Below are 18,918 nucleotides of genomic sequence, written 5' to 3' on the forward strand. Positions count from 1 at the left end.
CTCACGCCTCCTTCGGGTCGGAGGAAACGGCGGCGGCGGGACGACGCGTCCGCCGGATGGGAGGCGAAACGCCGAGGCGCTTGGGGTCGAGCCCGGACCACGGGTGACCGCCGGAGAAGAACTTCTTCCTCGCCAGCAACGTCATCACCGGCTTGGTGAAGAGGAAGACCACCACCACGTCGAGGAGCGTCGTCAGGCCGAGGGTGAAGGCGAAGCCCTGCACCTTGCCGACCGAGACCACGAAGAGCACGACGGCGGCGAGCAGGGAGACGAAGTCCGAGACCAGGATGGTGCGTCGGGCGCGCGGCCAGGCCCGCTCGACGGCGGGCTTGAGCGTACGGCCCTCTCTGACCTCGTCCCGGATCCGTTCGAAGTAGACGATGAACGAGTCCGCGGTGATACCGATGGCCACGATCGCGCCGCAGACCGCCGGGAGGTTCAGTGCGAAGCCGATGGCGGGCCCGAGCAGCGACATCAGCGCGTAGGTCAGGACGCCGGAGACGATGAGGCTGGCGAGCGCGATCAGGGACAGGCCGCGGTAGTACAGGACCATGTAGACCACGACCAGCGCGAGGCCGATGCCGCCCGCGATCAGACCGGCCTCGAGCTGCTCGCCACCGAGCATCGGCGAGACGGTGCTGACGCTGGACTCGTTGAAGCTGATCGGCAGCGCGCCGAACTTCAGCACGTTGGCCAGGTCATCGGCCTCCTGCTGCTTGAAGCTGCCGGAGATCTCGGCGCTGCCGGAGATGCGCTCGCTGACGCTCGGGGCGGAGACGACCTCTCCGTCGAGGGAGATGGCGAACTGGTTCTGCGGCTGGGGCAGTCGGCTGATGCGCGAGGTGGTGTCGGCGAACTGCTTGGAACCGGCGGAGGTGAACTCCACGTTGACGACCCACTGGCCGCGCTGCTGGTTGAAGACGGCGCTGGCGCCGTCCACGTTGGTGCCGGGCACGGCGAGCGGGCCGAGGATGTACTTGGCCGCGCCGCCCTCCTCACAGGCCGCGACGGTGTCCTTGTTCTCGGCCTCGGCGACCGCGCGGTTGATCTTCGCGCGGGCCTTGTCGCTGGTGCAGTTCAGCTTCTCGAACTGCTTGCCCACCTCGGGCGGCACTCCGCCGTCCTCCTGCGCCGGCGGGTCCCTGCTCTGCTCCTTCTCCTTGTCGCTCGGAGAGGGGGAGGGGGAGTCGTCGGCGCTGGGCGACTCGGTCTCGTTCGCCTTCAGCGCGGTCTGCTCGGTGACGCCGCCCTGGGGGCTCGGGCCGGAGGAGGAGTCGTCGCCGGCCTTGTCACCGTCGGCCTTCTCCTTGTCGGTGTCCTCGTCCTTGTCGCCGGACTTCTCACCGTCGCCCTTGTCGCCGGAGCCGTCGCCCGACTTCTCGCCGTCGCCCTTGTCGCCCTCCTCTGCGCCGTCATCGGCGCCGGGGGTCTCCTCGCCGGGCGGGGTGGCCGGTGCTGCTGCCAGCACCGGTCTGAATCCCAACTCGGCCGTCGTACCCACCTGCTCGCGGGCCTGCTTCTCGTTGGTGCCTCGCGGGATGTTGACAACGATGTTGTCGCTTCCCTGCGTCTGCACCTCGGCCTCCTGCACACCGAGGCCGTTGACACGGCGCTCGATGATGGAGACCGCGGTGTTCATGTTCGCGGCGTTGACCGCGTCTTCCTTGCCGGGCTGCTTCTGCGCGGTCAGCGTGATGCTGGTGCCGCCGGCGAGGTCGATTCCCAGGCGCGGTGTGGGCGTGCCGGCGAGGAACATGCCGCCGACGAGGATTCCCATCAGCGCGAAGATCAGCAGCAGGGCACGCACCGGTGCTCCCTGCCCCCCGGTCGCCCTGCGGCGCTTTTTCGGTGTTGCCACCTTCTCGTGTCTCCCTGTCCAGCCGCCCGCGCACGGTGACTACCGAGCCGGAACGAAGCGGTGTGCGATACGACAGCGGGCCGCGGCGCTCGACGAACCCGCGGCTGTCGACGGCTACTTGGAGTCGTCGCCCTTCTTCTTGGTGTCGTCGGACGAGGCGTCCGTGTCGGTGGCGTCCGCCGCGTCGTCGTCGCTGTCCTTCACCATGTTCGGCTTGGAGGTGTCGGAGTCGGTCAGAGAGGAGGCGTCGTCGGGAACGACAGTGCCGTCGCTGTCGAGCTCGGCGGCCTGGGGGTTGATGATCGCGTTGTACTCGTCGTCCTCCAGCACGGCGCCGATGGCGTTCTTGGCGAAGTGCGCGTGCACACCGGGGGCGAGCTCGAGGAGGACCGTGTCGTCGCCGATCTCCTTCACCCGGGCGTACAGGCCCCCGATCGTCCGGATGCCGGTGCCGGGCTGCACCTGGTCGCGCATCTCCATGGCCTGCTGCTGCTTTTTCTTCGCAGACCTCGTCATCATGAACATGGCGCCGATGAGCAGGAGGAGGGGGAAGAGAACTACGATATCCACGGCGGAAGAGGTCCTTAGTGTGACCGCCAGGGAGCGGTCTGGGGGTTTGGGTGGTCGGTCGCCGCCCGAGGGAGGCGGCATCGGCGGAGTCTAAGCGAGCCCACGCCTGTGGAACAACGTCCAGCAGGCGCCCAGGGTTCCGCGGAGGTCGATCTCCACGACTCGCGGTCCGCTCACATTCCGAAGAGTCCGGTCTGTCCCGTGCTGTTCGCCCGGCTCGACGCCGGCGGGGTCAGGTTCAGGTGGGCCCAGGCGGCGGGAGTCGCGACGCGGCCTCTGGGCGTACGGGCCAGCAGCCCCTCGCGCACCAGGAAGGGCTCGGCCACCTCCTCGACGGTCTCGCGCTCCTCCCCCACCGCGACCGCGAGCGTCGACAGGCCGACCGGGCCTCCGTTGAAGAGCTTGAGCAGCGACGACAGAACCGCTCGGTCGAGTCTGTCGAGCCCGCGTTCGTCAACCTCGTACACCGCCAGCGCCTGGCGGGCGATCTCACTGGTGATGACGCCGTCGCTCTTGACCTGGGCGTAGTCCCTGACCCGGCGCAGCAGCCGGTTGGCGATCCGGGGCGTGCCCCGCGAACGGCCCGCGATCTCGCGCGCACCGGCCTCGTCGGTGCTGACGTCCAGCAGCCGGGCGGAGCGGTGCAGCACCCGCTCCAGCTCCTCCGCCTCGTAGAACTCCATGTGCGCGGTGAAACCGAACCGGTCCCGCAGCGGGGGCGGCAGCAGGCCGGCCCGGGTGGTGGCGCCGACCAGGGTGAACGGGGGCAGCTCTAGCGGAATCGCGGTCGCGCCCGGGCCCTTGCCGACGATCACGTCGACGCGGAAGTCCTCCATCGCCATGTAGAGCATTTCCTCGGCCGGTCTGGACATCCGGTGTATCTCGTCCAGGAAGAGCACCTCCCCCTCCTGGAGCGAGGAGAGGATCGCGGCCAGGTCCCCGGCGTGCTGGATGGCAGGGCCCGAGGTGATCCGGATCGGGGCGCCCATCTCGGCGGCGATGATCATCGACAGCGTCGTCTTGCCCAGGCCCGGCGCTCCGGAGAGCAGTACGTGGTCGGCGGTGGCCCCGCGCTGCCGGGCGGCGCGGAGCACCAGGTCGAGCTGCTCGCGCACCTTGGGCTGACCGACGAACTCGCCGAGGTCCTTGGGCCGCAGCGCCGCCTCCACCGCGGTGTCCTCACCGTCGGCGACGCTGCCCACGAGCCGCTCGGCACTCGCCTCCGCGCCGCCGGTGGTGGCGGTCGCGCTCTCGTCGGGGCCGGTGTCGTCCCAGTTCATCGGTGGTCTTTCGTCGAGGCGGGCTGTACGGGCTGCGGCACCGGCGGGTGCGCCGCGGGCAAGCGGGCCGCGGGCAAGCGGGCCGCGTACGAGCGGCGCCGCACGGCGGTCGTGCGGTGCGGTACGGGGCGGGGGCCCGCCGGCGGCGGGTCCGACGGGCGCCTCATCGGGCGCGGTTGAGACTCTGCAGTGCGGCCCGCAGCAACTGCGGCACCGGCGGGACGCCTCCCTCGGCGATCGCCGCCTCGGCTCTGGGCGCCACCGTCGCGACGGCCTCCTCGGCCTCCCTGCCGGCGTAGCCGAGGCCGAGCAGTGCGTCCTGGAGCTGCTCGCGCCAGCCCGCGGCGGGCGTCTGCGCGGGCGGGACGCCCCGCGCGGGGGAACCGACGGGTGGGCCGAGCCGGTCCTTCAACTCCAGCAGCAGCTTCTGGGCGCCCTTCTTCCCGATGCCGGAGACTGCCGTGAGCGCCTTCTCGTCGCCGACGGCGACGGCGGTGCGCAGCGCGTCGGGGCTGTGGGTGGCGAGCATCGCCTGGGCCAGACGCGGCCCGACGCCGCTGGCGGTCTGGAGGAGCTCGAAGACCTGCCGCTCGTCGTCGTCGGCGAATCCGTACAGCGTCAGGGAGTCCTCGCGCACGACCAGCGAGGTGGCGAGCCTGGCGGGCTCGCCCTGGCGCAGCCCGGCCAGCGTCGAGGGGGCGCACTGGACCGCGAGGCCGACGCCTGCGACCTCGACGACGGCGCTGTCGGGCGCGAGCGCCGCGATCGGCCCCTGCACGAAGGCGATCATGTGGTGGTGCCTTTCCGGGTACGTGCCCGCGGGGACCGGGAGGGCGAACCCGCCCCGGAGCCGCGGGAGTTGGGGGCTGCCGCACGGCGGGCGATCTCGTGTGCCTGCTGGAGGCGGTTGAGGGCGGGGGCCCGCCAGATGTGGCAGATGGCGAGCGCGAGGGCGTCCGCGGCGTCCGCCGGTTTGGGCGGCGCGTCCAGCCGCAGCAGGCGGGTGACCATGGCGCCGATCTGCGCCTTGTCCGCCCTGCCCGAGCCGGTGACGGCGGCCTTGACCTCGCTGGGGGTGTGCAGGGCGACGGGCAGTCCCCGTCTGCCGGCACAGAGCATCGCGACCGCGCTCGCCTGGGCGGTGCCCATCACGGTGCTGACGTTGTGCTGGCTGAACACCCGCTCCACCGCGACGGCTTCGGGCCGGTACTCCTCCAGCCACTGCTCCAGCCCTCGCTCGACGCCGACCAGCCGCTCGGCGATGTCGGAGCCGGGATCGGTCCGCACCACCCCCACCGCGACCATCCGCAGCGGCCTGCCCGCCGTGCCCTCCACGACGCCCACCCCGCAGCGGGTCAGCCCCGGGTCCACGCCGAGCACACGCACGATGCCCTCCCCTGTCGTCCACGGCCGCCGTCCGGCCGTCGGCTGCTGGGCAGGCTACCGGCCGGCACTGACAACACCGACGGGCCGGTGCGGGTGTGTCATCCCGCCCGGCCCGACCGGGAGTTGGCGCGCCCGGCCCGGCAGAGCCGGCCGCGCGCCCGTGGCTCAGGCGTCGACCTTGGCCATGACCTCGTCGGAGACGTCGAAGTTGGCGAAAACGTTCTGCACGTCGTCGCTGTCCTCGAGGGCGTCGATCAGCTTGAAGATCTTCCTCGCGCCCTCCTCCTCCAACTCCACCTGCACGGAGGGGACGAAGCTGGAGTCGGCCGAGTCGTAGTCGATGCCGGCTTCCTGGAGCGCGGTGCGTACCTGCACCAGGTCGGTGGCCTCGCTCAGCACCTCGAAGGACTCGCCGAGGTCGTTGACCTCCTCGACGCCCGCCTCCAGCACGGCGCCGAGCACGTCGTCCTCGCTCAGCTCGCCCTTGGGCACGATGATGACGCCCTTGCGGCTGAACATGTACGAGACCGAGCCCGGGTCGGCCATGGAACCGCCGTTGCGGGTCATGGCGACGCGCACGTCGGAGGCGGCGCGGTTGCGGTTGTCGGTGAGGCACTCGATGAGCACCGCGACACCGTTGGGGCCGTAGCCCTCGTACATGATCGTCTCGTAGTCGGCTCCGCCCGCTTCAAGACCGGCACCGCGCTTGACCGCACTGTCGATGTTCTTGTTCGGAACCGACTGCTTCTTTGCCTTCTGGATCGCGTCGTAGAGCGTCGGGTTGCCCTCGGGGTCTGCTCCACCCATCCGGGCCGCGACCTCGACGTTCTTGATCAGTTTGGCGAAGAGCTTGCCGCGCTTGGCATCGATCACGGCCTTCTTGTGCTTGGTGGTTGCCCACTTGGAGTGGCCGGACACGCCTGGCTCCTTCGATGTCACCTACAGAAACAGTGCGCTCGATCCTACCGTCACGCCGCGACCGCCCCGCGGCCCGTCGAGGACCCGAATCGCCGGATACGTGCGGTCTCGTCACCTCTGCGGACGCGCGGCGAGCACCATCTCGGTGAACAGCCGGTGCACCCGGTGGTCGCCGGTCAGCTCCGGGTGGAAGGAGGTGGCCAGCAGCGGCCCTTGCCGCACGGCGACCGGGTGCCCCTCGACGGAGGCGAGCACCTCGACCCCCGCGCCGGTCGACTCCACCCACGGTGCACGGATGAAGACGCCCTCCACCGGCCCGCCGTCCACCCCGGCCACGTCCACGGCGGCCTCGAACGACTCGTTCTGCCGGCCGAAGGCGTTGCGCCGCACGATCATGTCGATTCCGCCGACCGTCTCCTGGCCGGAGCGGGGATCGAGGATCTTGTCCGCGAGCATGATCATTCCCGCGCAGGAGCCGTACGCGGGCATCCCCGACCGCACCCGCTCGCGCAGCGGTTCGAGCAGGTCGAAGATGCGTGCCAGCTTGAAGATGGTGGTGGACTCGCCGCCGGGGACGACCAGTGCCTCGACCGCCGCCAGCTCCTCGGGGCGGCGGACGGAACGTGCGTCGGCGCCCGCGCCGGTCAGCGCGGCGAGGTGCTCGCGCACGTCGCCCTGGAGGGCCAGCACGCCGATCACCGGCGCGGCGGGGGGAGTTGGGGTGTTCACAGAGGTCGCCTCATCGTTCGGGGACACATCGGTCTTGCGGTTCTCCTCGCCGGCTCGGGAGCCGGCGGTCCGTGCCCGCCGAGCGCACGGCGGACGGCGGACGCAGCGGCACGCGGACGCACGCACCGGCACGCGGCACGCACACGGCGGGCAGCCGCACACGCGGCGGGCGGCCCGCGCTCCGACAGGAGTTCGGACCGCCCGGATCTCGCTCGGCCCGTACGCCGCTCAGGTCGTACGGGCGCGGATCACCAGCCGCGGGAGGCGTAGCGCTCGTTCTCCGGCAGGGTGTCGCAGTTGATGCCGACCATCGCCTCGCCCAGGTCGCGGGAGGCGTCGGCGATCACCTTCGGGTCGTCGTAGAAGGTGGTGGCCTTGACGATGGCGGCGGCACGCTTGGCCGGGTCGCCGGACTTGAAGATGCCCGAGCCCACGAAGACGCCCTCGGCGCCCAGCTGACGCATCAGCGCGGCATCGGCGGGGGTGGCCACACCGCCCGCGGAGAAGAGAACGACCGGCAGCTTGCCCAGCTCGGCGACCTCGCGCACCAGCTCGTAGGGGGCGCGCAGGTCCTTGGCGGCGGCGTACAGCTCGTTGTTGTCGTAGCCCTTGAGACGGGCGATCTCGCCGCGGATCTGCCGCATGTGCCGTACGGCCTCGACGACGTTGCCGGTGCCGGCCTCGCCCTTGGAGCGGATCATGGCGGCGCCCTCGGCGATCCGACGCAGCGCCTCGCCGAGGTTGGTGGCGCCGCAGACGAAGGGAGTGGTGAAGGCGAACTTGTCGCTGTGGTTGACCTCGTCGGCCGGGGTGAGGACCTCGGACTCGTCGATGTAGTCGACACCGAGCGCCTGCAGCACCTGGGCCTCGACGAAGTGGCCGATGCGGGACTTGGCCATCACCGGGATGGAGACGGCGCCGATGATGCCCTCGATCATGTCCGGGTCGGACATCCGGGCCACGCCGCCGTCCTTGCGGATGTCGGCGGGTACGCGCTCCAGCGCCATGACGGCCACCGCGCCGGCGTCCTCGGCGATCTTGGCCTGCTCCGGGGTGACCACATCCATGATCACGCCGCCCTTGAGCTGTTCGGCCATGCCGCGCTTCACGCGGGCGGTGCCGGTCTCGGGAGCGGCTGCGGACGTGCTGTTGGGCGTGCTCGACACGGTGTGACCTCACTCGACGAAGAAACCAGGGGCCGGACCCATCACAGATCCGCTCGGTGCAGCGGCCGACGGACCGGGCGGACCGCCTGCACTGCTACCTCAGAGGGAAGCCGACCGGGGCGGCCGCAGGAAAGGGCCAATTGAGCACAGGTGGACCGCAGCCGGTTCGAAGTGGCAGCCCGACCACAGTGTGGGGCGGCTCGCGCCCGCCGGGGCGCAGCCCCGCCGAGGTGGCGCCCCGCCGCGGTCGCGCGCACTCCATGGCGGAGCCGGGCCCGAGGGCGTGCCGGTGCGCACCCGCGCACGGCACGGGGGCGAAGCCGTGCGCCGAGAAAGGCCGGACCGACGCGCGAGGTGTCAGCCGTGTTCGGCGAGCACCACCGGCGGTTCGTCGTCCATCTCGAAGGCCAGCGGGAACGGCGCGTGACCGGCCAGCCGGAACCAGCGCACCTTGCGGTGGCGGCGCAGCGCCCGCGCGGCACGTACCGCGTCGTTGTGGAAGCGGCGGGCCATGGGGACGCGGCGTACGGCGGCGAGGAGTTCACGGGCGCTCTCCTGTCCGCCGGGCGCCTCTCGCACCGCGACCAGTTGCTCGCGGTCGTCGAAGACCGCGCGCAGCGCCTGGCTCAACTCGCTCTCGGCGACCTCGCGTCCGTCCTCGTCGGCCTGCCTGGCGTGGTGCGCCGCGTCGTAGAGCACCATCGAGGCGGCGGGGTCGAAGACCCCGGAGGTCGCCAACTCCTGGGCCACCGAGGCCCGGCGCAGCAGCTGCGCGTCAAGTGCCGCGCGGGCGGCGTCGATTCGGGTGTGCAGCCGGTCCAGACGGCCGGCCGTCCAGCTGAGGTAGACACCGATGAACGCGAGCGCCGCGGCAGCCCAGAAGATCCAGTAGAACGTGGTCACGGCGGGCCACAGTACCCGGCACCACCGGCGCCCGGTCCATCGGAGCCCGCCGCCTCAGGGCCTGGGGCGCAGCCGGCCCAGTGCACGCGGCCGCTCGTCCGCCGCCACCGTCGAGGCGCCCTCCGTCACGGTCTCGTACACGGCGAGGATGTCGGCCGCCACCGTCGACCAGTCGAAGCGCCGCACGTGGCGGGAGGCCTTCTCGCGGAGCTCCTCGCGCCGTTCGGGGTTGGCCAGCAGCTCGACGGCCGCGGCCGCCAGATCGTCGGCGTCCTCGTTGCGGAAGAGCTGACCCGCGCTGCCGCCGTCCAGCACCTGGGCGAAGGCGTCCAGATCGCTGGCCAGCACCGGTGCCCCCGCCGACATGGCCTCCACCAGGATGATGCCGAAGCTCTCCCCGCCGAGGTTGGGCGCGACGTAGACATCCACACTGCGCAGCAGCCGGGCCTTGTCCTCGTCGCTGACCATGCCGAGGAACTCGACACGGTCGCGGTACTCCTGCGGCAGCTCGGCCAGCGCCTCCTGCTCGTCGCCGCGGCCCGCCACCAGGAGCCGGGTGCCAGGGCGTTCGCGCAGGATCCGCGGCAGTGCGCGCATCAGCACCTGGAGGCCCTTGCGGGACTCGTCGATGCGGCCGATGAAGCCGATCGTGCCGTCCTGCCACTCCGCCTTGGGCTCGGCGTCGGCGAAGAAGTCGACGTCGACACCGTTGGGGATCACCACTGCGTCCCCGCCCAGATGCTCCACCAGGGTGCGCCGGGCGTACTCGCTGACGGCGATGCGGGCGCTGATCTTCTCCAACGCCGCCTGGAGCATCGGGTAGGCGGCCATCATCGCCCGCGACCGCGGGTTGGAGGTGTGGAAGGTGGCGACGATCGGGCCGCGCGCCGCCCAGCAGGCGAGCAGCGCCAGCGAGGGCGCGGCCGGCTCGTGCAGATGCAGCACCTCGAAGTCGCCCTCGTTGACCCAGCGTCGGGTGCGGGCGGCCGACAGGACACCGAAGTTCAGCCGTGCCACCGACCCGTTGTACGGCACCGGCACCGCGCGGCCGGCGGAGACCACGTACGGCGGCAGCACGGAGCCGTCGTCGGCGGGGGCGAGCACGGAGACCTCGTGGCCGAGCTCGATCAGGTGCTCGGCGAGGTCGCGGATGTGGAACTGCACTCCGCCCGGCACGTCCCAGGAGTAGGGGCAGACGATGCCGATCCTCACGGCAGCTCCCTCTCCCCGGCCGCCGAGGGCCGCGCCCCGCGGTCCGCAGCCGCCGTGCCCTGCGCCTCGGAGCCCGGCCCCTCGGAGCCAGGGCCCTGGGTACCCGGGCCCCGGGTGCCTTTCGCCGCAGGGGCCTGCGCTGCGGAGTCGGCCGCCTCGGAGTCGCCCGCCCCGGGGGTGCGGCGGCTCCCCAGGTCGGCTGCCCACAGCCGCTGGAGCATGTGCCAGTCCTCGGGGTGCTCGGCGATGCCGACGGCGAACCCGTCCGCCATCGACTGCGTCATGGCCGCCGCCTTCTCCGCACGAGTACCGGTCTCGGGGACCTCCACCGGCGGGTGCACCCGGCCCTTCATCACCTCGGTGCCGTCGAACCAGAGATTGACGGGCAGCAGCACCGCGCCGGTCTGGAGCGCCAGCAGCGCGGGGCCCGCCGGCATCCGCGCGGTCTCGCCGAAGAACCGGACCTCGATGCCCGAGGAGGACAGGTCGCGGTCGGCGACCAGTGCCGCCACTCCCCCCGCACGCATCCGCCTCGCCAGGGTGCCGAAGGCAGCGCCGCCCTCGTGCGGCAGCACCTCCATGCCCAGACCCTCGCGGTAGGCGACGAACCGGTCGTAGAGGCTCTCCGGCTTCAGCCTCTCGGCGACGGTGGTGAACGGGATGTTCTTGTGGGTGGCGAGCCAGGCGCCCGCCAGGTCCCAGTTGGCCATGTGCGGCAGTGCCAGCACGGCGCCGCGGCCCTCGGCGTGGGCGTCGGTGAGGTGGTGCAGCTCGTGGATGAAGACGCTGCGGGCGATGCGCTCCTGACTCCAGGCCGGCAGCCGGAAGGACTCCATCCAGTACCGCAGATACGAGCGCATCCCGGCCCTGGAGAGCTCCCTCAGCTCCTGCTCACCGGCTTCCGGGCGCACCCGCGCCAGGTTGCGCTCCAGCTGGGTGACGCCCTTGCCGCGCTTCTTCCAGGTGCGGTCGGCGACGCGCTCCCCCAGCCGTACCGCGGTGCGTTCGGGGAGGCGTTTGACGACGCTCCAGCCGAGTCCGTACAGGCTGTCGGTCAGACGTTCCTTCACGCGGTGCCACTCCCCCGGTCTGCGTCGGGCTTCGCGGCCCGGCGCCGCGCCCCGTTGGTCCCCGTCCCCGTGCGGTGCTGCGTCTCGCGGCGCCTCGCCTCGCGCTCCTGCGCGGCTGACTCCCGGCTCTCCGTCCGTGCCTGGGCCGCGTCCGCGGACTCGGCCTCGCGGCGCACGGTGACCACCCGCTGGGCGAGCGTGACGCAGCTGCCGGCGGCGACCACCCACAGCGCGGCCGGCAGCAGCACCTCGATGTAGGGCACGCCGAACGCCTCGAAGCCGGCAAGTCCCGTGCACACCAGGGTGATCACCAGGCGTTCGGAGCGCTCCACGAGTCCGTTGACGTTGACGGGCAGCCCGATGCTCTCGCCGCGCGCCTTGGTGTACGAGACGACCTGGCCGCCGGCGAGGCAGAAGATCGCCACCGCGCACATCATCACGCTGTCGCCGCGGCCCGCGTACCACAGCGCGAGGCCGCCGAAGATCGCCGAGTCGGCGACCCGGTCGAGGGTGGAGTCCAGGAAGGCGCCCCAGCGGGTCGACTTGCCGGACTGCCTGGCCATGTTGCCGTCGAGCATGTCCGAGAACACGAAGACGGTGATCGCCACGGTGCCCCAGAAGAAGGCGCCCTGCGGATAGAAGACGAGCGCTCCGGCGACCACCCCGCCGGTCCCGATCAGGGTGACCGCGTCAGGGCTGACTCCCAGCCGCAGCAGCAGCGCGGCGAGTGGCGTGAAGACACGCGTGAAGAACGCACGCGCGTACTTGTTCAGCATCGTTGTCCCGGAGTGTTGGTTCTGCCCGGTGGCAGTGGGCCGCCGGGTGGCCCATCGTAGCCAGCGCCCGCCCGGCCGCTGCTGGCGGATCGCCTCCGGCCGTCCGCGGGCGCGGGGTGCGTGCCCCGTACCGGCGCCCACCAGGACGTCCCCGGGCGTCCGGTTCGTCACCGCCGCACACCGCGACCGCCGACCGGACCGGACCGCTCACCGCACGCCGACCGGGCCCGCGCCCCCGTGCGCTCCCGGCTCGTGCTGCCGGGTTTCGCGAAGCCCGGCAGCACGAGCGGCTGCGTCGATACCCTGACGGTCCGGCAGGATGTGTGCGACACCCCCGGGTTGGGAACTGGCTGGGTGCGGACGCGCGGACAATGTTGGGGGCTCCAGGTGGCAGGTTTCGACGACGGCAAGCAGCAGGGCGTGGAGGTGGACTTCAGCCCTGGCGCCCAGATTCCGCTGTCCGGTTCCTCGGGGCAGACCGCCGTGACGCAGGCGCTCGCCTCCGCGGCCTATCAGGACTTCCCGGTGCAGAAGCTGGTCGACGCGAACGACGCCGCCACGGTCAAGCCGCCCAAGCTCTCGCTGTTCGAGCCCAATCTGGGCGAGGCGTACGCGCGCGCGGTGCAGGTCCGGATGCTCGGCGGCGCCAGGGCGCCGCTCATCCAGTCCTTCGGCACCGACCCGCAGGTCATCGTCGACCACTGCCTGGCCGCCAGCCGGATCCGCAAGGCCAGGGACGCCCGGCTGACCGCGGTGATGATGCTGCTCGGTGTGCTCTTCCTGCCCGGCGTACTGATCTGGCTGCTCGGCTTCCAGCTGCGCCGTTGGCTGGCCGGCGCACAGGACAAGCGCGCCGGAGCGATCGGTTTCGCGGCGCTCGCGCTGCTGGCCGGTGTGGTGATCCTCGCCGCGATCCAGCTTCCGGTGAACGGCGTGCTGGCCATCTATCTGCGGGTCATGTTCGTGGCCCCGATACTCGGCTGGTTCCTGGCCAAGCGGATCAGCGAGCGCTACGCCCGCGATCTGCGGGAGTTCTGGAGCGGGTTGCTCTCGGGCGGCGGCCCGGGCGCGCGGATCCCCGAGGCCGTTCCGCAGGACCCCAACGACGAGGAGGCCGAGCGGCTGCGCAAGGCGCTGACCAAGCTCGCCGCCGAGCAGAACAGCAACATCGTCTTCTACGCGGGCCCCAAGGGGATACTCGGGATGGGCACCCGCTGGGGCAGCTGGCAGCTCGCCGAGGAGCTGACCCCGGCCGCGGGTGTCGACGAGATCAACCCGTTCCGCAGCTGGGACGTCATCCAGTCCATCCACGACCAGTTGCGGATGCTGGAGCGCGGGCCGTTGCACACCGGCGGGTTCCCCACGCCCTCGATACGCCACTGGGTCGTCTCGCCGGTGCCCGAGGGCGCGAAGGGCGTGTCCAGGCCGGAGGGCCAGGAGATCTCCTCCTTCCAGGTGCGCGACCACGAGATCCAGCGCATCTGCAACGAGCAGCAGTTCGGCAGCGGCAACCGCCACTACCTGGGTGTCCAGTTCGTCCTGTGGGACGGGCAGTTGGTGCTGACGCTGCTCATCACCGTCACGGTCCTGCACCACACGCTGCGCATCGAGGTCACCGGTCACGCGCTGGGCCCGGTGCACCCGCTCTTCACCACGAAGCCGTCGCCGAAGTCCAAGCAGGTGTCGAAGACGGTCAAGTTCTGGGAGACCAAGAGCGTGCCGCTGCCGCTGGTGGACGCCAAGGAGGTCGTACGGCTGGCGGCGCGGGCCCCGTTGACCTGGTTCCCGCCCGTACTGGACTACCTGGGCGGCAAGTTGGCGCTGCCGGAGCCGTTCGGGCTGCGCCACTCCTGGGCGGACAAGCCGTGGCGCCACCGCTTCATGGCGGACGACGCGCTGCGCGCTGCGACACCGGTGCTGCGGGTGGTGCACTCGGCCGCGATGAAGGTGCTCGCCGAGAACGGCGTCGCCACGGAGAAGTTCGGCGCGCGTTCGCAGTTCCTCAGCGGACAGGTGCAGGGCGCCACCCCGGGCAAGCCCGACGAGTACGGACTCTGATCCCCCCGCCGCGCAGCTGAGGCGCGCTCGCCGCGAGCGCGCCGGCACGACTGCGAAACGCCGAACGCCGCTGTCGGGAAGGGGCAACTCCCCTCCCGGCAGCGGCGTTCACGCGTCTGACCAGCTCAGTCGGTCGGCCATGCCTCGGCGATGAGCCGACGGGTGTCGGCGAGCAGCTGCGGCAGGATCTTCGTGTGCCCGACGACCGGCATGAAGTTGGTGTCCCCGCCCCAGCGCGGCACCAGGTGCTGGTGGAGGTGGGCGGCGATTCCGGCGCCGGCCACCGTGCCCTGGTTCATGCCGATGTTGAAGCCGTGCGCACCGGACGCGGCCCGCAGCGCGGTCATGGCCCGTTTGGTGAAGTCGGCGAGCTCCGCGGTCTCGCCCGCGTCCAGCTCGGTGTAGTCGGCGACGTGCCGGAAGGGCACCACCATCAGATGGCCGCCGTTGTACGGGTAGAGGTTCAGCACCGCGTAGACGTGCCGCCCTCGGGCGATGACCAGCCCGTCCTCGTCGTCGCGTTCGGGGATGGCGCAGAAGGGGCAACCGTCTCCCGGTGCGGAGCCGGTGGGTTTGTTCTCGCCCTGGATGTACGCCATGCGGTGGGGAGTCCACAGGCGCTGGAACGCGTCCGGTGTCCCCACTCCGATCTGCTGCTCCGGCTCGCTGGTCATGTCGGCCAGCATATGGCGTCCGTCGCACCGGCAGGCCCGGGGGTCGTTGCCCCCGGGCCTGCCGGTGAACCTGCCTGTGTCCGCGCCCTGGTGGCGCGGCCGTCAGATCTGCACGCGGTCCCGGACCGCGGTGCGGATTTCCGCCAGCGCCTCCTCGCGCGGGATCCCGTTCTTCTGGGAGCCGTCGCGGTAGCGGAAGCTGACGGCCCCGGCGGCGACGTCGTCGTCACCGGCGATGACCATGAAGGGCACCTTGGCCTTCTGGGCGTTGCGGATCTTCTTCTGCATCCGGTCCGAGGAGGCGTCCACCTCGACCCGCAGCCCCTCGGCCCGTGCCTGTGCGGCGAACTCGCGCAGGTAGGGGACGTGGTCGTCGCCGATCGGGATGCCGGTCGCCTGGACCGGGGCGAGCCACGGCGGGAAGACGCCCGCGTAGTGCTCCAGCAGCACGGCGAAGAACCGCTCGATCGAGCCGAAGAGCGCCCGGTGGATCACCACGGGACGCTGGCGGGAGCCGTCCGCGGCGGTGTACTCCAGGTCGAAGCGCTCGGGCATGTTGAAGTCGACCTGGATCGTGGACATCTGCCAGGTGCGGCCGATGGCGTCCTTGGCCTGGACGGAGATCTTCGGGCCGTAGAAGGCGGCGCCGGCCGGGTCCAGCACCAGTTCGAGCCCCTGCTTCTGGGCGGCCTGGCGCAGCGCCTCGGTGGACTCCTCCCAGACCTCGTCGGAGCCGACGAACTTCTCCGGGTCCTTGGTGGACAGCTCCAGGTAGAAGTCGTCGAGTCCGTAGTCGCGCAGCAGGTTGAGCACGAAGGTGAGCAGCGAGTCCAGCTCGTCGGCCATCTGCTCGCGGGAGCAGTAGATGTGCGCGTCGTCCTGGGTGAAGCCGCGGGCGCGGGTCAGCCCGTGCACCACACCCGACTTCTCGTAGCGGTAGACCGTGCCGAACTCGAAGAGCCGCAGCGGCAGTTCGCGGTAGGAGCGGCCGCGCGCGTCGAAGATCAGGTGGTGCATCGGGCAGTTCATGGGCTTGAGGTAGTAGTCCTGGCCCTCGTCCAGCTGCATGGGCGGGTACATGCCGTCGGCGTACCAGTCCAGGTGGCCGGACTTCTCGAAGAGCGTGCCCTTGGTGGCGTGCGGGGTGTAGACGAACTCGTAGTCCGACTCCTCGTGGCGGCGCCGCGAGTAGTCCTCCATCACCCTGCGGATCACGCCGCCGCGGGGGTGGAAGACGGCCAGCCCGGAACCGATCTCCTCGGGGATGGAGAAGAGATCGAGCTCGGTGCCGAGCCTGCGGTGGTCGCGCTTCTCGGCCTCGGCCAGGAACTCCAGGTGCGCCTTGAGCTCGTCCTTGGTGGGCCAGGCGGTGCCGTAGATCCGCTGCAGCTGCTTGTTCTTCTCGCTGCCGCGCCAGTACGCGGCTGCCGAGCGCATCAGCTTGACGGCCGGGATCAGTCGGGTGGTCGGCAGGTGCGGGCCGCGGCAGAGGTCCTTCCAGCACAGCTCGCCGGTCTTGGCGTCGATGTTGTCGTAGATGGTCAGCTCGCCGGCGCCGACCTCGGCGGAGGCACCGTCCGCGGCCTCGGCGGCGGAGCCCTTGAGGCCGATCAGCTCGAGCTTGTACGGCTCGTCGGCCAGCTCCGCGCGGGCGTCCTCGTCGGTGGTGACCCGGCGGGAGAAGCGCTGGCCCCGCTTGATGATCTCCTGCATCTTCTTCTCGATGCGCTTGAGGTCATCGGGGTGGAACGCCTCCGCCACGTCGAAGTCGTAGTAGAAGCCGTCCTTGATGGGCGGGCCGATGCCGAGCTTGGCCTCCGGATAGAGCTCCTGCACGGCCTGCGCCATCACGTGCGCGGCGGAGTGGCGCAGGATGTCCAGCCCATCGGGGCTGGAGATCTCGACCGGCTCGACCTCGTCGCCGTCGGCGAGCTCGTACGCGAGGTCCTTCAGCTCTCCGGCGACTCGGGCGGCCACGACACTGCGCTCCCCCTCGAAGAGTGCGGCGGCGCTCGTGCCCGTGGTGACCACGCGCTCTTCCCGCTCGGAATCGCGTTGAACGGCCACACGCACGTCTGACACCGGATCTCTCCTGTTTCGCCGGGGAAGCGGCGGCGAGTGCCGACCGCCGCAGGAATCGTACCGAGCCGCGAGCGGTGGACGCGAAGCAGTTCCCCGGGCGGCCGGGAGCCGCGGCGCACACGACGAAGGCCGGTCAGTCGCGAGACTGACCGGCCTTCCGGGGGTGGGCGATACTGGGTTCGAACCAGTGACCTCTTCGGTGTGAACGAAGCGCTCTCCCACTGAGCTAATCGCCCCCTGCGCCCTGCGGCACGGACAGAACCATACAGTGCGGTTCGGCGATCATCCAAACCGCGCCGGACCCGGGTACGCACGGGCACGCAGAAGGCCGGAGACGCTGGTCCCCGGCCTGTGGCGGTGGGCGATACTGGGTTTGAACCAGTGACCTCTTCGGTGTGAACGAAGCGCTCTTCCGCTGAGCTAATCGCCCTCTGCTCGGCACGAGACTACCCCACCGCGACACCCCCGGGTGACCAGGTGCTCACCGGGCGACCGCACACCGAGATTTGACGCGTTCACACCATGCGGCAAAAGCGACTTTCATCACCTCTCAGTACGCACGTCATAAACGCCCAATCGGCTTGCTCTCCGTCTGAAACAGCCCGATATCCGGCGGAGGGGTTTACAACCGTCTGGTAAGTGGCATGTCGATTTCGCCGACGTGCGAATCCCCGAGCGCACACTGAGCGAAAGGCCCTGGCGCTTATGAACACCACGGTCAGCTGCGAGCTGCACCTGCGCCTCGTTGTATCGAGCGAGTCCTCCCTTCCCGTCCCTGCGGGTCTGCGGTATGACACGGCCGACCCCTACGCGGTGCATGCCACCTTCCACACCGGTGCCGAAGAGACGGTCGAGTGGGTCTTCGCCCGCGACCTTCTCGCCGAGGGGCTGCACAGGCCCACTGGCACCGGCGACGTACGTGTCTGGCCCTCCCGGAGCCACGGGCAGGGTGTCGTCTGCATCGCCCTCAGCTCACCCGAGGGCGAAGCACTGCTCGAGGCCCCGGCCCGCGCGCTGGAGTCCTTCCTCAAGCGGACCGACGCAGCGGTGCCCCCGGGCACCGAGCACCGCCACTTCGATCTCGATACGGAGCTCTCCCACATCCTCGCGGAGAGCTGAGGCAACCGGGACAACCCAAGACCCCACCGCTCGTGCCGTCCGACTCGGGGCGATGGCACGGGTCCGGTGGGAACCACCCCGAAGCGACGACAGACGTCGCCCGACCAGGCAGGGCCGTCGCCACACTCACCGTGGCGGCGGCCTTCCTCTGTGCAGCGGGATAGAGTCCTCGGTCAGCGAGCACCCACTGGAACCGAGCATTCCCACCGGCCTGGAGCGACACCGTGCTGATCAACCACGACACCAGGTTCGCCCTCGACGGTGTTGTCGACCTGCTGAACACCGCGCCCGACCGGGACGTGCCGGAGGGGCTGCCCGATCTGGACGCGCTGCGCGAGTTCGTGAGGCGCAACAGCATCAGCGGCGCCGAGCGGCTCTGCGAAGCAGACCTCCTCGCGATCCGCGAGGTCCGCGAGGACTTCCTGCGGATCGTCGCCGCGCCGGACGACCGCACCGCCGCCGGGCTCGTCAACGCACTCGTCGCCCGGGCCGGTACGACTCCGCAGCTCACCGACCACGACGGCTACGACTGGCACGTGCACTACTTCGCACCGGACTCGGGCATCTCGGACCACCTCGCCGCCGACGGCGGGATGGCGCTCGGTTTCCTGCTGGTGGGCGGCGAACGCGAGCGGCTGCGCCGCTGCGGCGCCCCCGACTGCCGCCGCGCGTTCATCGACCTCTCCCGCAACCGCTCGCGCCGCTACTGCTCCAGCCGCACCTGCGGCAACCGGCTGCATGTGGCCGCGTACCGAGCGCGCCGACGCGAGTCCGCGGAGAACGCCGGCGCCGGCGGGGACGCGAAGGCCTGACACCGGCCGTCCGGTGTCAGGGCGGCAGCCGGCCGTACCGGCGGGCCCGCTCCAGGCCCGAGCTCCTCCACCGTGCGAGGGCGCCTCACAGCAGGAAGAGGTCGTGCATCGCGGCAAGGAGGAACAGCAGGCCGATGAATGCCAGGAAGAGCATCAACGGCGGCTGGGAGAGTGCGTAGAGACAACCTCTGGGCTCCGGTGCACCGGGCTGTGAGGAGGTGTCCGACTCGTCTTGTGCTGGCGGAAGCTGGTCCGCGGGGTAGTGCTGCATCTCGCCGCGATGATCGCGCAGGCCAGACCCACCG

Annotated in this window: 18 protein-coding genes and 2 tRNA genes; 3 read left to right on the forward strand and 17 right to left on the reverse strand. The window is 71.0% G+C overall.

What is annotated here, in order from left to right; genetic code table 11:
- Position 1: 1 nt before the first annotated feature.
- From secD to pgsA, 12 genes are all read right to left on the reverse strand, one after another.
- The gene (gene secD, locus MTQ01_RS17790; RefSeq protein WP_247491561.1) at positions 2 to 1,858 is read right to left on the reverse strand and encodes a protein translocase subunit SecD; all 1,857 of its coding nucleotides are present in this window, start codon (positions 1,856 to 1,858) and stop codon (positions 2 to 4) included.
- 114 nt (positions 1,859 to 1,972) lie between these two features.
- A complete protein-coding gene (yajC, locus tag MTQ01_RS17795; protein WP_247491562.1) occupies positions 1,973 to 2,428 on the reverse strand; it encodes a preprotein translocase subunit YajC in 456 nt (151 codons plus the stop codon).
- 173 nt (positions 2,429 to 2,601) lie between these two features.
- A complete protein-coding gene (ruvB, locus tag MTQ01_RS17800) occupies positions 2,602 to 3,708 on the reverse strand; it encodes a Holliday junction branch migration DNA helicase RuvB (RefSeq protein ID WP_247491563.1) in 1,107 nt (368 codons plus the stop codon).
- Between the two features lie 163 nt (positions 3,709 to 3,871).
- Positions 3,872 to 4,498: a Holliday junction branch migration protein RuvA gene (gene ruvA / locus MTQ01_RS17805; RefSeq protein WP_247491564.1), complete on the reverse strand. Its 627-nt coding sequence runs from the start codon at positions 4,496 to 4,498 to the stop codon at positions 3,872 to 3,874.
- Complete coding sequence (gene ruvC / locus MTQ01_RS17810; RefSeq protein WP_247491565.1) at positions 4,495 to 5,094, reverse strand: crossover junction endodeoxyribonuclease RuvC; 600 nt, start codon at positions 5,092 to 5,094, stop codon at positions 4,495 to 4,497. The genes ruvA and ruvC overlap by 4 nt, the downstream gene beginning before the upstream one ends.
- 165 nt (positions 5,095 to 5,259) lie before the next feature.
- The gene (locus MTQ01_RS17815) at positions 5,260 to 6,012 is read right to left on the reverse strand and encodes a YebC/PmpR family DNA-binding transcriptional regulator (RefSeq protein WP_247491566.1); all 753 of its coding nucleotides are present in this window, start codon (positions 6,010 to 6,012) and stop codon (positions 5,260 to 5,262) included.
- A gap of 111 nt (positions 6,013 to 6,123) precedes the next feature.
- Complete coding sequence (gene pdxT / locus MTQ01_RS17820; RefSeq protein ID WP_247491567.1) at positions 6,124 to 6,741, reverse strand: pyridoxal 5'-phosphate synthase glutaminase subunit PdxT; 618 nt, start codon at positions 6,739 to 6,741, stop codon at positions 6,124 to 6,126.
- A 248-nt stretch (positions 6,742 to 6,989) separates the two neighbouring features.
- A complete protein-coding gene (gene pdxS, locus MTQ01_RS17825) occupies positions 6,990 to 7,907 on the reverse strand; it encodes a pyridoxal 5'-phosphate synthase lyase subunit PdxS (protein ID WP_211040185.1) in 918 nt (305 codons plus the stop codon).
- 357 nt (positions 7,908 to 8,264) lie between these two features.
- On the reverse strand, positions 8,265 to 8,810 hold the full coding sequence (locus MTQ01_RS17830) for a hypothetical protein (RefSeq protein WP_247491568.1): 546 nt from the start codon (positions 8,808 to 8,810) through the stop codon (positions 8,265 to 8,267).
- Positions 8,811 to 8,864: 54 nt separating this feature from the next.
- The gene (locus tag MTQ01_RS17835) at positions 8,865 to 10,022 is read right to left on the reverse strand and encodes a glycosyltransferase family 4 protein (protein ID WP_247491569.1); all 1,158 of its coding nucleotides are present in this window, start codon (positions 10,020 to 10,022) and stop codon (positions 8,865 to 8,867) included.
- Complete coding sequence (locus MTQ01_RS17840) at positions 10,019 to 11,092, reverse strand: phosphatidylinositol mannoside acyltransferase (protein ID WP_247491570.1); 1,074 nt, start codon at positions 11,090 to 11,092, stop codon at positions 10,019 to 10,021. The genes MTQ01_RS17835 and MTQ01_RS17840 overlap by 4 nt, the downstream gene beginning before the upstream one ends.
- Positions 11,089 to 11,868 (reverse strand): phosphatidylinositol phosphate synthase, encoded by a 780-nt coding sequence (gene pgsA, locus MTQ01_RS17845; protein ID WP_247491571.1) that lies wholly within the window; start codon positions 11,866 to 11,868, stop codon positions 11,089 to 11,091. Before pgsA ends, MTQ01_RS17840 begins: the two co-directional genes overlap by 4 nt.
- A gap of 387 nt (positions 11,869 to 12,255) precedes the next feature.
- On the opposite strand from pgsA, the gene MTQ01_RS17850 reads away from it, so the two are divergent.
- Positions 12,256 to 13,926 (forward strand): hypothetical protein, encoded by a 1,671-nt coding sequence (locus tag MTQ01_RS17850; protein ID WP_247491572.1) that lies wholly within the window; start codon positions 12,256 to 12,258, stop codon positions 13,924 to 13,926.
- 125 nt (positions 13,927 to 14,051) lie between these two features.
- Here MTQ01_RS17850 and MTQ01_RS17855 read toward each other — a convergent pair whose 3' ends face one another.
- The 4 genes from MTQ01_RS17855 to MTQ01_RS17870 form a co-directional block, all read right to left on the reverse strand.
- Positions 14,052 to 14,612 (reverse strand): HIT domain-containing protein, encoded by a 561-nt coding sequence (locus MTQ01_RS17855; protein ID WP_247491573.1) that lies wholly within the window; start codon positions 14,610 to 14,612, stop codon positions 14,052 to 14,054.
- A gap of 90 nt (positions 14,613 to 14,702) precedes the next feature.
- The gene (thrS, locus tag MTQ01_RS17860) at positions 14,703 to 16,682 is read right to left on the reverse strand and encodes a threonine--tRNA ligase (RefSeq protein ID WP_247491574.1); all 1,980 of its coding nucleotides are present in this window, start codon (positions 16,680 to 16,682) and stop codon (positions 14,703 to 14,705) included.
- Positions 16,683 to 16,846: 164 nt separating this feature from the next.
- Positions 16,847 to 16,918, reverse strand: a tRNA-Val gene (locus MTQ01_RS17865).
- Positions 16,919 to 17,040: 122 nt separating this feature from the next.
- A tRNA-Val gene (locus MTQ01_RS17870) sits at positions 17,041 to 17,112 on the reverse strand.
- A 275-nt stretch (positions 17,113 to 17,387) separates the two neighbouring features.
- On the opposite strand from MTQ01_RS17870, the gene MTQ01_RS17875 reads away from it, so the two are divergent.
- Together MTQ01_RS17875 and MTQ01_RS17880 are read left to right on the forward strand one after the other, a co-directional pair.
- Positions 17,388 to 17,801 carry an SsgA family sporulation/cell division regulator gene (locus MTQ01_RS17875; protein WP_003959770.1) on the forward strand — a complete coding sequence of 138 codons (414 nt, stop codon included), beginning with the start codon at positions 17,388 to 17,390 and terminating at the stop codon, positions 17,799 to 17,801.
- Positions 17,802 to 18,025: 224 nt separating this feature from the next.
- Complete coding sequence (locus tag MTQ01_RS17880; protein WP_247491575.1) at positions 18,026 to 18,613, forward strand: CGNR zinc finger domain-containing protein; 588 nt, start codon at positions 18,026 to 18,028, stop codon at positions 18,611 to 18,613.
- 85 nt (positions 18,614 to 18,698) lie between these two features.
- Here the strand turns inward: MTQ01_RS17880 and MTQ01_RS17885 are convergent, their stop codons facing one another.
- Positions 18,699 to 18,884 (reverse strand): hypothetical protein, encoded by a 186-nt coding sequence (locus tag MTQ01_RS17885; protein WP_211040176.1) that lies wholly within the window; start codon positions 18,882 to 18,884, stop codon positions 18,699 to 18,701.
- Positions 18,885 to 18,918: the final 34 nt, after the last annotated feature.

The sequence above is a fragment of the Streptomyces sp. XM4193 genome, assembly GCF_023072595.1.
Lineage (GTDB): Bacteria > Actinomycetota > Actinomycetes > Streptomycetales > Streptomycetaceae > Streptomyces.

Coding starts and splice junctions, on each gene's coding strand:
- MTQ01_RS17885 (WP_211040176.1), bottom strand. CDS start 18,884: ATGCAGCACTACCCCGCGGACCAGCTTCCGCCAGCACAAGACGAGTCG.
- ruvA (WP_247491564.1), bottom strand. CDS start 4,498: ATGATCGCCTTCGTGCAGGGGCCGATCGCGGCGCTCGCGCCCGACAGC.
- pgsA (WP_247491571.1), bottom strand. CDS start 11,868: ATGCTGAACAAGTACGCGCGTGCGTTCTTCACGCGTGTCTTCACGCCA.
- MTQ01_RS17875 (WP_003959770.1), top strand. CDS start 17,388: ATGAACACCACGGTCAGCTGCGAGCTGCACCTGCGCCTCGTTGTATCG.
- MTQ01_RS17855 (WP_247491573.1), bottom strand. CDS start 14,612: ATGCTGGCCGACATGACCAGCGAGCCGGAGCAGCAGATCGGAGTGGGG.
- ruvB (WP_247491563.1), bottom strand. CDS start 3,708: ATGAACTGGGACGACACCGGCCCCGACGAGAGCGCGACCGCCACCACC.